Here is a 12,038-nt window from a genome sequence, read left to right as displayed (position 1 = left end):
CCAGATACAGCACACAGGGTCCCTGCCCCGCCCGTCGCATATGCAGGCCGATTCGCGCCGTCTGCACCCGGCGTTCCGTCACATGGGCTGAATGCACCACGCTCATGCTGCTTTCCGCTGCGCCAGCCAATTGCGCGCGAAGCTGATCAACGGCCAGAACAGCGTCAAGGTCGAAATCACGATCAGCGTCCCGGCAATCGGGCTGGCAAAGAAGGCGCCGAAGCTGCCATTCGTGATGATAAGGCCCTGACGCAGGCTCATTTCCAAGGTGGGGCCAAGGACCATGCCGATCACCAACGGGGCCATCGGATACCCCTGACGCCGCAGGATGAACCCAAGAATACCCGCCGCAACCATCACCCACAAATCGAACGGATTCCCCCGCACGAAGTAAACCCCGACAAAGCAAAGCAACGTAATCGCGGTCAGCATGAAGGCCTCGCGCATCCGCAATAGCGGTGCCGCCAACGCGCTGGCGATCATGCCCAGCGGCAGTAAAAGCAGGTTAATAATGAACAACCCGCCAAAGATCGCGCCAATCAGCGTGGGATTGTCTTGCATCAGGCGCACACCGGGTGTGACGCCGTGCAATGTCAGCGTCGCAAGCATCACCGCTGTCACGGCATCACCGGGGATGCCCAGGGCCATCGTAGGCACCAACGCGCCGCCCGTAACCGCGTTGTTCGCAGCCTCTGACGCGATAATACCGTCGGGTTCACCTTTGCCGAATTCTGCCGAACGCGGCGATGAGCGTCGGGCCTCGGCATAGGACACAAAGGCCGCCGTTGCCGCACCTGTTCCAGGCAAGATCCCGATCCCGCACCCCAAAGCCACCGACTTGCACAACCCCTTGATGCGCCCCTTCCATTCGCCAAGCTTGGGCAGAACAATGCCCCGGAAGGACACAAACTCCGGCGTGGTCGATAGCTTTTGCGATACGCGCAGCAGCACTTCTGACAACGCAAACACACCAATGACAATCGCCAACAGATCAAAGCCCGCGATCAACCGGAAATCACCAAAGGTAAAACGCGCCGCGCCGGTAATGGGGTCGCCGCCAACTGTCGCAAGGAAAAGCCCCAGAACGCCCGCAATCAAGCCCTTGATCATATCACCGGATGAAACCGCAACGATGCAGGTCAGCCCCAAAAGCAAAAGGCCAAATGTCTCAATGGGACCAAAATTGAGTGCAAGCGCAGCAAGCTGCGGTGCCGCGACGATGAGCAGAACAACCGAGACCAGTCCCCCGACAACCGACGAAACCGTGGCCCAACCCAAGGCGCGCCCCGCCTCGCCGCGCAGCGCCATGGGATAGCCGTCAAAAGTGGTCGCCGCAGATTGCGGCGTGCCCGGCGTATTGATCAAGATCGCCGAGATCGAACCGCCGTAGACCGAACCCGCGTAAACCGCCAACAGCAACAGCACTGCGGGCGCTTGTGACATTCCCAATGTGAACGGCAAGATGATCGCCACCGCGACGGTTGAGCCGATGCCAGGCAACGCGCCCAACACAATGCCCAACATGGTCCCAAGCAACAGGGTCAGGATTGCTTCCACACTAAACAGAAGCTGCAATGAATCGCCAAGGACCGGAAGCATATCGGCGCCCTTTCTAGAAAAGGTAAGTAAACGGAGATGTCGGAAGCGGCATGATCAGCACATGGTTGAACAGCCCGACCAGCGCGCCGGGAACCGCCAGCGCATAAAGCGCGATCACCAGTGGATTGCGCAGACCAAGCATCCACAGCACGATGACCGAAAAACTCACCGCAGTCAGAAAGAACCCAAAACGCATCATCGCCCATGCAAAAACTAGCAAAGCGACGGTCAGGACCGCCGTGTGCACCAACTCAACCGCGCTTGTGCCACCTTTCCTGATACATTCGGCAACAAAGCCAGCAGCGGTCAGAACCAGCAGAACTGACAAAATGATCCGCGGAAAAAACTCGGGCGAAAACGCGGGCTGCATCCCACTTGCATCGGACCAGCCGATGCTGGCCATCATGGCCGCAGCGGTCAGGAACAGGGCCAGCGCAACCGCAGCGCGCTCGAAAACTGTGGTCATTGCATTGCTTCTCTTTGAAGAACAGATGAAGGGGCGGGCCTCCCAGAGGGCGCCCGCCCGCACAGGCTAATCAAAGGCCCGATGCATCAATCAAGGTACGCGCGGCGGTATAGGCTTCGCGGTAGAAGGTGTCGAACTCCTCGGCATTCATGTATTTCAGGACCGTGCCCGTACGGTCAGCAAATTCCATGAAACCATCAGAGTTTGCCGCGACCTCGCACGCATTGGACAAATGGCCGCGCACGCCCGCGTCCAGACCTGCCGGGGCAAACAACCCGCCCCAAAGGTACAATTCGTCCAACGGTGCCTGCACACCGACTTCTCGCGCGGTCGGCACGTCAGGATAGGCCTCCAGACGCTCCGAGTTAAAGACCATCAGCGGGCGCAGATCGCCCCCCTGCATCAGCAATTCCGTGTCACCAAAAAACTGGATCGTTCCGGCGGCCATACCCTGCATCGCGGGGCCTGATCCCTGAAACGGCAGATGGCGGACGTTGTCGCCCAGACCAAGCCCCTCGAACGCGGCGACCATGGACAGGTGCGTAATCGCCCCCGGCCCGGAAGAGCCGTACAGGTATTGCCCCGGATTGTCGCGCACCGCCTCGATCACGTTTTCCATCGACGTGAAGGGGCTGTTTGCAGCGACGAAGAACATCGTGGGCGACGCTGCAACCGCACAGATCGGCGTCCAACTGTCGATGTCATAGGGCACGTCGCTGATCTGCGGCTGAACGGTTGCAATGGTGATAGAGAAATAGCCAAGCTGATGACCATCAGAGACTTGCCCAGCCAGCGCCGATGCCGCGACCGTCCCTGCACCGCCCGCCATGTTGGACGTATAGGCAGGCCCCCCGACAGCTTCCGCGAAATGGGGCGCAAACCCCCGGACCAGCAAATCCGTCCCACCGCCCGCATTGAAGGGCACGATCAGGTTGATCGGTCTTTCGGGGAAATCGGCGGCATGGACACCTGTGGCGACAAAGTTGGCACCTGTGACAATGGCGACAGTAGCCGCGAACATCTGTGCCGAGAAACGTTTTGATTGCATTGCATCCTCCCTGATTGCACCGTTAAACTATCTAAATTGGTAACGCTGTCAATTTAATTGTTTGCGTTGTCAATTTTGAATTTGTCGTGCTGATCAGAAGGACATGACCGTCATGAGCCAACGGCCCACATTGCGTGATGTCGCGCGTCAAAGCGGCGTGAGCGAGATTTCGGTCTCGCGTGTGATGAGGAACGCGCCCAATATCTCGATAAAGTTGCGCGCACGGGTCGAAGCGGCGGCACGGGAACTGGGTTATACGCCAAACCGGCTGGCCGGCGGGCTGAAGTCTCAGACATCAGGTTTGGTTGCCGTTGTTGTGCCCTCCATGAGCAACAACGTCTTTCCAGAAGTTGTGGACGGGATTGATCGCATCTTGTTCCTGTCCAGCCGCCGCCCCGTACTGGGACTGACACATTACGACAGTGACCGAGAGGAGCGGATCATTCGCGACCTGTTGTCATGGTCGCCATCGGGCATCATCCTGGCGGGGTTGGAACATTCGGATGGCAGCCGCCGCATGCTGGAGAATGCGAATATTCCTGTGATTGAAATCATGGATATCGACGGCACCCCCATCGACACAGCCATCGGCATTTCGCAGCACGACGCTGCGCGGGCCATGGCGGATCATCTGGTGGACAGGGGGTATCGGCGCATTGGCTACATCGGCGCTTGGGGCGAAGCACCATCGCGATCGCTTAAACGACGGCTGTCGTTTGAAGAACGGCTCAATGAGCGTGACACGCCACTTGTCGCACGCCTCATCGCGCCCGAAGCGTCGTCCATAAGTGTCGGCCGCGCGGCCTGCGCCCAAATTCTTGCGGATTCAGCAAGGTTGGATGCATTGTTTTTTGCGAACGACGATCTTGCGGTGGGTGGTTTGCTGCACTGCATGGTTTCTGGGATTGAAGTGCCAGGACAACTTGCACTGGCGGGCTTCAACGGAATCGACTTCATCGACGCGATGCCTCAGCAACTTACGACGATTCAAACTCCGCGTGGCAAGATGGGCGAGGCGGCAGCCCAGGCACTCATTGATCGCAGTTCGCATGAAGCCCGGCAATCCATAGTTGATCTAGGTTTCATCCTCCGCGCGCGTGACACAACCTGAGGAAATAACTGGTGTTTTCACCCAAGATTACCCTGGAAAATGGTGCCGGTTGAGGGACTCGAACCCCCGACCTTCGGTTTACAAAACCACTGCTCTACCAACTGAGCTAAACCGGCAACGTATTTGCGTGATACTTCGGATCGCGGCGCTGCTCAATATCCAACCGCGCCCTGACGCGGGCATCGCACCAAGTTTTTGCATCAAACACCATCATAACCCCTGTCACCGTCACCAAGCGCCGTGTAATCAGCCCTGAATCAACACTATTCCGCCGCATTGATTAACTATCAAATGGTTGCATACAGTGACGCTGCAAAGGCAAGACGGCATGGACATGAAGATCATTTTCCATTTGGGCGTGCACATGACCGATGAGGAGCGTTTGCTACGCTGCCTCATCAAGAACCGAGATGTCCTGTCGAGAGAAGATATCGCAGTCCCCGGGCCGGGAAAATACAGGGCGTTGTTGCGCAATACGCTCGTCGAGTTGGACGGCGCGCCCGCCGCACCGCAGGCCGAACAGGCGCTCTACGACCAGCTCCTGGACGGTGCCGCTGCGCGTCGGTTGGTGTTGTCATCGGACAGCTTCCTGGCGCAGCCCCGCTGGTCGCTGAACCGCGATCATCTATACCCCTCCGCCGCTGAGCGTTGTCCGCAACTGATGAACCTTTTCCCCTCGGCTAAGGTCGAATTTCACATGGCGGTGCGCAACCCGGCGACATTGCTGCCCGCGCTGGCGCAGACCGTCGGCGAAGACGCGTTTCAGACGCTGTTGCAGACGCTCGATCCGTCACAGCTGCGCTGGTCCGACACGGTGGCGATGATACGCAAGGCATGCCCGGGAGCGCCGATTACCCTGTGGTGCGATGAAGACACCCCCTTCATCTGGCCGGAGATCCTGCGCGCCGTCAGCGGGCACAGCGAAGGTATACGGCTGGGCCATACCTATGACTGGTTCAAACCCGTCATGCGCGAAGAAGGCCTGCAGAAGATGATGTCCTGGCTGTCCAGCCATCCGCCCGAGACCGAGGAACAGCGCCGACGCATCGTCGCCGCGTTCCTCGACAAGTTCATGGCAGAGGAGGTAAGCGCCACCCCTGCCCTGATCGGGTGGACCGAAGACACGATGGACGCGCTGACCGAGCTTTATGAACAGGATATCGACCAGATCGCCGAGATCGACGGCGTCACCCTGATCACCCCCTAATTCGCACCACGCCGCAGCGCATGAACACGACACGCGCTTAAACGATGTTTTCGCGTGCCCTTGATGCGGTGACACGCTGCTGAAAAGGGTTCTGCCCCTCTTCCCGGCGGCAAACTGTTTCAGCCAAAACGCTTGACCATTGCCACTCTCGGGCGGATCGCGGAAAGCGCCGCGCCCGTCAGGCCCTTACCCCATGCCCAACGCGGCCTTGTACATCTCCAGGACGGCTTCTTCCTCGGCGATGTCATCGGCAGTGCGTTTACGCAGGGCAATCACCTTGCGGATCACCTTAGTATCATACCCCCGGCCCTTTGCCTCGGCCATCACCTCTTTTTGCTGCTCGGTGATGTCCTTCTTTTCGGCTTCCAGATGCTCGTACCGTTCGATGAACTGGCGCAGTTCCTCGGCGGTGACACTGTACGCGGCGTCGCTGACCACATCATTCATGAAACGTCTCTCCTGCTGGGGGGCGGCCGCCCGCGCCGGTTGTCATTCGCGCTGAACCGACGGCGGCGGCGCGTGTTGATATCTGGGTCGCCCGGCCGCCCCGCTGTGGGCGCGGCCTTCGACTGGGCGCAGCTTTACCGGGGGTGCCGGGAGGCTGCAAGCGGTCTGGCACCGGCATGGGCGCAATTCTGCGCCACCGTCGCTTTGGGGCCGCCGGCGGCTTGGCCTGGCGGCGCCATGGCCCTGCGGCCCGCCGGACGCTGCGCACCCCCCGGCCCTGACTTGCCAGCCACCAAGTGGTGCAGTATTGCGGGGTACTATAATCATCCGGCCCATGCCCAGCCCGCCCGTTTCTGGCGGCGACCAAAGGGCGGGCCAAGCTACGAGGCGCGCATGTCAAATTCTTCCCAAGCCATGGAATGGCTGATCTGGTCGGGCGCGTTCGTCTCGCTACTGGGCGTCGCAGGGCTGATCTGGTGCGTGGTGTTCGCGCTGCGCGCGCGGCGCGCCGGGATGGATGACGCGGCGCTGCGGGCCAAGCTGCAAAAAGCGATGGCGATGAACCTTGGCGCGCTGGTTGTCTCAACCCTCGGGCTGATGATGGTGGTGCTGGGCATCTTCCTGCGCTGAGCGCGCCTGTGGGCCTGCGCGGACATGCCAGCCCCATACTGCTGACCTCAGTGCCCTGACGCGATCACAAATATCTCAGGACGCCGAAGTTGCCGAGCCCCCGCGCACAGGGGATTCCCAAGGCACGCGGCATGTGGCATAGTATCTTCTCAAGGCCCAGCATAAGGGCCGGTACAACGGCCAGTACGAGGCCGATCTGAGGGCGCGCAATGTCTCCGAAAACTCCGGCCTTCGGGCCTGCCATCTTCTTTTCGCTGGCCATCGTGCTGGCAAGCTATTTCATCTTTGCCGCCGTGCAGGGCGAATACGGCGTGTTCAACCGCATCCAGATCGATGCGGAAGCCGCGACCCTGCGCACCCAGCGCGATGCCTTGCGCGCCGAGTTGGCGGTCATCACCAACCGCACAGTCCGGCTGTCGGACAGCTATCTGGATCTAGACCTGCTGGACGAACAGGCGCGCCAGACACTGGGCCTGATGCGCGCGGATGAAATCATCCTGCGCTGACCACCGCTGCCCTTTCCGATGCCGCCGCTACCGCCGCCGCGTTCAGGAATTATTCAGCAATTTCCGACCGTGCGGACAGGCTACGCGAAAAATACTCGCAACCCGGCGCGGATTGCGGTAGTAGATAGTTTAATGCTGAACTATTAATTGCACCGTTAGGGGGCTGACGTATGGCAACGCGAAAATCCGCTGAAAAGTCAAACACATCCAAAGACGAACTTCTGGCCTATTACCACGATATGCTGCTGATCCGGCGATTCGAGGAAAAGGCAGGCCAATTGTATGGCATGGGGCTGATCGGCGGCTTCTGTCATCTTTACATCGGGCAGGAAGCTGTCGTTGTAGGCCTTGAGGCTACTGCGAAGGAAGGCGACAAACGCGTCACCTCCTACCGCGACCACGGGCACATGCTGGCGTGCGGGATGGACCCCAACGGGGTTATGGCCGAGCTGACGGGCCGCGAGGGGGGATACTCCAAGGGCAAGGGCGGCTCCATGCACATGTTCTCCAAGGAGAAACATTTCTACGGCGGCCATGGCATCGTGGGCGCACAGGTGCCCATCGGCGCGGGGCTGGCATTCGCCGACAAGTACAAAGGCAATGACAACGTGACCTTTGCTTACTTCGGCGACGGCGCAGCCAACCAGGGTCAGGTCTATGAGACCTATAACATGGCGATGCTGTGGGACCTGCCGGTGGTCTTCGTCATCGAAAACAACAAGTACGCCATGGGGACCAGCGTGCAGCGTTCCACCAAATCGCCCAGCCTTTGGCAGCGCGGCGCATCTTACGGCATCGCGGGCGAAGCAGTTGACGGCATGGACGTGCTGGCGGTGAAGGCGGCCGGTGAAAAAGCCGTGGCGCATTGCCGTGCGGGCAAAGGCCCGTACATCCTGGAAGTGATGACCTACCGCTACCGCGGTCACTCGATGTCGGACCCCGCCAAGTACCGCACCCGCGACGAGGTGCAGAAGATGCGCGACGAACGTGACGCGATCGAACATGTCCGCGAACTGCTCCTCACGGGGAAACACGCGACCGAGGATGACCTGAAAGCCATCGACAAGGACATCAAGGCGGTCGTGAACGCCTCGGCCGACTTCGCCAAGGAAAGCCCGGAACCCGCGCTCGATGAGCTGTGGACCGACATTTACGCCTGAGGGGATGATAGACAATGGCAACTGAAATTCTTATGCCCGCCCTCTCTCCGACGATGGAGGAAGGCACACTTTCGAAATGGCTGGTGAAGGAGGGGGATACCGTGTCCTCTGGCGACATCCTGGCCGAGATCGAGACCGACAAGGCCACGATGGAATTCGAGGCCGTGGATGAAGGCACCATCGGCAAGATCCTGATCGCTGAAGGCACCGAGGGCGTGAAGGTCAACACGGCCATCGCCGTGCTGCTCGAAGAAGGCGAAAGCGCGGATGCAACGCCCACGCAGGCGCAGACCGCCGCGCCCGCCGACCTCAGCGGCAGCGAAGGGCGTCCCGCCGCCCCGGCAGCCGCCGCGACCGCGCCGGCCCCCACCGCGCCCGAGACCGATACCAGCCCCGACTGGCCCGAAGGCACGAAGATGAAAACCCAGACCGTGCGCGAGGCCCTGCGCGACGCCATGGCCGAGGAAATGCGCACCACGGACGAAGTGTTCGTGATGGGCGAGGAAGTCGCCGAATATGAAGGCGCCTACAAGATCACGCAGGGCCTGCTGGCCGAGTTCGGCCCTCGTCGCGTGATCGATACGCCGATCACCGAACACGGCTTTGCCGGGATCGGTGTCGGCGCAGCCTTTGGCGGGCTGCGGCCCATCGTCGAATTCATGACGTTCAACTTCTCGATGCAAGCGATCGACCACATCATCAACTCGGCCGCCAAGACGCTTTATATGTCTGGCGGTCAGATGGGCGCGCCCATGGTGTTTCGCGGCCCCAACGGCGCTGCGGCCCGCGTCGGCGCACAGCACAGCCAATGCTACGCCGCTTGGTACATGCAAATCCCCGGGCTGAAAGTCGTGGCACCCTACAGCGCCGCCGATGCCAAGGGCTTGCTGAAAACCGCGATCCGCGACAACAATCCGGTAATCTTCCTGGAAAACGAAATCCTTTACGGGCGCAGTTTTGACGTGCCCGATATGGATGATTTCACCGTGCCCTTCGGCAAGGCCAAGATCTGGCGCGAGGGCAGCGATGTCACCATCGTCAGCTTCGGTATCGGCATGACCTATGCGCTGGACGCCGCCGAAAAGCTGGCCGAAGACGGCATCAGCGCCGAGGTGATCGACCTGCGCACCCTGCGCCCGATGGATACCGGCGCGATCCTCAAATCGGTGATGAAGACCAACCGTCTGGTCACGGTCGAGGAAGGCTTCCCGCAAGGGTCTGTCGGCAGCTACATCTCCTCGGTGGTGATGCAGGAAGCGTTCGATTATCTCGACGCGCCAGTCATCAACTGCACCGGTAAGGATGTGCCGATGCCCTATGCCGCCAACCTTGAAAAACTGGCGCTGGTGACAACCGATGAGGTCATCGCCGCTGTCAAAAAAGTCACCTATCGGTAAGGAGCGCGCGACATGCCCACAGAAATCCTGATGCCCGCCCTCTCCCCCACGATGGAAGAGGGTACGCTGGCCAAATGGCTGGTGAAGGAAGGCGATACCGTCAACTCCGGTGACATTCTGGCCGAGATCGAGACGGATAAGGCCACGATGGAATTCGAGGCCGTGGATGAAGGCACCATCGGCAAGATCTTGATTGCCGAAGGCACCGAAGGGGTGAAGGTCAACACCCCGATCGCCGTTCTGCTGGAAGAAGGCGAAAGCGCGGACGATATCGGCAAGGCCGAAGCGCCCAAGGCAAAGCCAGCACCCGCGCCACAAGAACAGGCGGCGCCGCAGAAACCTGCGCAGGACGACGGCGGCAAGGCCACCGCGCCCGCGGCACCGGCAGCCAGCGACGGGACACGCATCTTCGCCTCGCCCCTGGCGCGGCGCATCGCGGCGGACAAAGGGCTGGACCTGGCGGCCATTACCGGCAGTGGCCCGCGTGGCCGCATCGTGCGCGCCGATGTCGAAGGTGCAACCGCCGCCCCCGCCAAGGCCGCACCCGCCGCCGCTTCGGAAGCTGCGGCCCCCGCCAAGGCCGCAGCCCCGGCCAGCGGCCCCACCGCCGATGCCGTCGCCCGCATGTATGAAGGCCGCGAGTTCGAGGAAATCAAACTCGACGGGATGCGCAGAACGGTTGCCGCCCGCCTTACCGAGGCCAAACAGACCATCCCGCATTTCTATCTGCGCCGCGACGTGCAGCTCGATGCGCTGATGAAGTTCCGCGCCCAACTCAACGCCCAGCTCGAAGGGCGCGGCGTCAAGCTGTCGGTCAATGACTTCATCATCAAGGCCTGCGCCATGGCGTTGCAGGCCGTGCCCGATTGCAACGCCGTGTGGGCCGGGGACCGCATCCTGCGGCTGAAACCCTCGGACGTGGCTGTTGCTGTGGCTGTCGAAGGCGGGCTGTTCACCCCCGTCTTGAAAGACGCGCATCTCAAATCCCTCTCAGCCCTCTCGGCGCAGATGAAGGACATGGCAGGCCGCGCGCGCACCAAGAAACTGGCACCGCAGGAATATACCGGCGGCTCCATGGCCATCTCCAACCTGGGTATGTTCGGGATCGAGAATTTCGACGCCGTCATCAACCCGCCGCATGGCTCCATCCTCGCGGTCGGTGCCGGGCTGAAAAAGCCCGTCGTTGGCAAGGATGGTGAACTGACGGTGGCCACCGTGATGTCAATGACACTTTCAGTCGATCACCGCGTCATCGATGGCGCTCTGGGGGCGGAATTCCTGAAGGAAGTCGTAGCCTACCTTGAAAATCCCATGACCATGCTGGCCTGACGGTCAACGCCACTCAGACCAAAAGGCCGGGCCAACGCCCGGCCTTTTGCGTTTTGTATCCGAATATTAGAAGGCGCACGCGACCAGCAACGCCAACCGTTCAGGACCCTGGCCAACACCCCTTGAAGCGCCAAAGCCGCCCGATCCGGCCGCAGGCTGGATCGGGAAAAAAGCCGTGGCGGCTTCAGCCGCCTCCGTCAGATAAAGATTACATCTCGCCGCGCAGCAACTGGTCCATCGTGATCGACGGCTGCGCGCAGCCCGCCTCGCCGACGATCCGGGCGGGCACGCCCGCGACCGTGCTCTTGGGCGGCACGTCTTGCAGCACCACCGACCCGGCCGCGATGCGCGAACATGATCCGACCGTAATATTGCCCAGCACCTTCGCCCCCGCCCCGATCAGCACCCCCGCGCCGATCTTGGGGTGGCGGTCGCCATCTTCCTTGCCGGTCCCGCCCAGTGTCACCGAATGCAACATCGACACATTGTCGCCCACCACGGCCGTCTCACCGATGACAATCGAATGGGCATGGTCGATCATGATGCCTTTGCCGATCCGCGCACCGGGATGAATATCGACGCCAAAGCATTCCGACACCCGCATCTGCACGAAAGACGCGAAATCCGTCCGCCCGCGCCGGTGCAGCCAATTCGCGATCCGGTAGGCCTGTACCGCCTGATAGCCCTTGAAGAACATCAGGGGTTTCATGAACCGGGTGCAGGCCGGATCACGCTCATACGTCGCCACCAGATCGGCGCGCGCGGCGATACCAAGGTCGGAATCGTCGCTGTAGGCAGTATCGGCAATCTCGCGCAGGATCTGCTCGCTCATCTCGGGCGAGGCCAGCTTGAGCGAAAAGCGATAGGCCAGTGCCTGCTCGATCGAGGTATGGTGCAGGATCGACGAATGGATCATGCCGCCCAGCAGCGGCTCGCGCTGCACCGCCTCGTGCGCCTCGGCGCGGATGCGGCTCCATACCGGGTCCAGCTGCGCCAGTCTCGCGTGGTGTTCAATCATCGCCCTGCCCCGTCCAGTGGTCGTCGCTGCGATATAAGCATACCGCAGCGACAGTCAAAGGGGAACCCGGCAGAAACCCGCCCCAGACCGACACACGGGGATCAGACAAAGGGGTCAGGG

Annotated in this window: 12 protein-coding genes and 1 tRNA gene; 7 read left to right on the top strand and 6 right to left on the bottom strand. The window is 61.1% G+C overall.

Translation table 11 applies throughout. The features are described from left to right. Window positions 1-102 precede the first annotated feature (102 nt). From H9529_RS01330 to H9529_RS01320, 3 genes are all read right to left on the bottom strand, one after another. A complete protein-coding gene (locus tag H9529_RS01330) occupies window positions 103-1,599 on the bottom strand; it encodes a tripartite tricarboxylate transporter permease (protein ID WP_092885804.1) in 1,497 nt (498 codons plus the stop codon). A gap of 13 nt (window positions 1,600-1,612) precedes the next feature. Beyond that, complete coding sequence (locus H9529_RS01325) at window positions 1,613-2,065, bottom strand: tripartite tricarboxylate transporter TctB family protein (RefSeq protein ID WP_092885802.1); 453 nt, start codon at window positions 2,063-2,065, stop codon at window positions 1,613-1,615. A 70-nt stretch (window positions 2,066-2,135) separates the two neighbouring features. Beyond that, window positions 2,136-3,113 carry a tripartite tricarboxylate transporter substrate binding protein gene (locus tag H9529_RS01320; RefSeq protein WP_223814259.1) on the bottom strand — a complete coding sequence of 326 codons (978 nt, stop codon included), beginning with the start codon at window positions 3,111-3,113 and terminating at the stop codon, window positions 2,136-2,138. 103 nt (window positions 3,114-3,216) lie between these two features. Here H9529_RS01320 and H9529_RS01315 point away from each other — a divergent pair, with 103 nt between their 5' ends. Beyond that, on the top strand, window positions 3,217-4,224 hold the full coding sequence (locus H9529_RS01315) for a LacI family DNA-binding transcriptional regulator (protein WP_092885800.1): 1,008 nt from the start codon (window positions 3,217-3,219) through the stop codon (window positions 4,222-4,224). A gap of 40 nt (window positions 4,225-4,264) precedes the next feature. Here the strand turns inward: H9529_RS01315 and H9529_RS01310 are convergent. Then, window positions 4,265-4,340 (bottom strand) — tRNA-Thr (locus tag H9529_RS01310). Between the two features lie 212 nt (window positions 4,341-4,552). On the opposite strand from H9529_RS01310, the gene H9529_RS01305 reads away from it, so the two are divergent. Further along, the gene (locus H9529_RS01305) at window positions 4,553-5,431 is read left to right on the top strand and encodes a hypothetical protein (RefSeq protein WP_092885798.1); all 879 of its coding nucleotides are present in this window, start codon (window positions 4,553-4,555) and stop codon (window positions 5,429-5,431) included. 186 nt (window positions 5,432-5,617) lie between these two features. Here H9529_RS01305 and H9529_RS01300 read toward each other — a convergent pair whose 3' ends face one another. Continuing rightward, the gene (locus H9529_RS01300; protein ID WP_092885797.1) at window positions 5,618-5,878 is read right to left on the bottom strand and encodes a DUF2312 domain-containing protein; all 261 of its coding nucleotides are present in this window, start codon (window positions 5,876-5,878) and stop codon (window positions 5,618-5,620) included. 414 nt (window positions 5,879-6,292) lie between these two features. On the opposite strand from H9529_RS01300, the gene H9529_RS01295 reads away from it, so the two are divergent. The 5 genes from H9529_RS01295 to H9529_RS01275 all read left to right on the top strand — a co-directional run bounded on the left by H9529_RS01295 (window position 6,293) and on the right by H9529_RS01275 (window position 10,900). Next, window positions 6,293-6,508 carry a hypothetical protein gene (locus tag H9529_RS01295; RefSeq protein ID WP_092886276.1) on the top strand — a complete coding sequence of 72 codons (216 nt, stop codon included), beginning with the start codon at window positions 6,293-6,295 and terminating at the stop codon, window positions 6,506-6,508. A 209-nt stretch (window positions 6,509-6,717) separates the two neighbouring features. Beyond that, window positions 6,718-7,014, top strand: coding sequence for an FtsB family cell division protein (locus H9529_RS01290; RefSeq protein WP_092885795.1), 297 nt, complete (start codon window positions 6,718-6,720; stop codon window positions 7,012-7,014). Between the two features lie 170 nt (window positions 7,015-7,184). Continuing rightward, window positions 7,185-8,174, top strand: coding sequence for a pyruvate dehydrogenase (acetyl-transferring) E1 component subunit alpha (gene pdhA / locus H9529_RS01285; RefSeq protein WP_092885793.1), 990 nt, complete (start codon window positions 7,185-7,187; stop codon window positions 8,172-8,174). Window positions 8,175-8,188: 14 nt separating this feature from the next. Then, a complete protein-coding gene (locus tag H9529_RS01280; RefSeq protein WP_092885791.1) occupies window positions 8,189-9,571 on the top strand; it encodes a pyruvate dehydrogenase complex E1 component subunit beta in 1,383 nt (460 codons plus the stop codon). 12 nt (window positions 9,572-9,583) lie between these two features. After that, on the top strand, window positions 9,584-10,900 hold the full coding sequence (locus H9529_RS01275; protein ID WP_092885789.1) for a pyruvate dehydrogenase complex dihydrolipoamide acetyltransferase: 1,317 nt from the start codon (window positions 9,584-9,586) through the stop codon (window positions 10,898-10,900). A gap of 208 nt (window positions 10,901-11,108) precedes the next feature. On the opposite strand, the gene cysE is transcribed toward H9529_RS01275, so the two are convergent. Beyond that, the gene (gene cysE / locus H9529_RS01270; protein ID WP_092885787.1) at window positions 11,109-11,918 is read right to left on the bottom strand and encodes a serine O-acetyltransferase; all 810 of its coding nucleotides are present in this window, start codon (window positions 11,916-11,918) and stop codon (window positions 11,109-11,111) included. Window positions 11,919-12,038: the final 120 nt, after the last annotated feature.

Source organism: Roseicitreum antarcticum (assembly GCF_014681765.1).
GTDB classification, from domain to species: Bacteria; Pseudomonadota; Alphaproteobacteria; order Rhodobacterales; family Rhodobacteraceae; genus Roseicitreum; species Roseicitreum antarcticum.
This window is presented reverse-complemented; position numbering and strand designations above follow the sequence as displayed.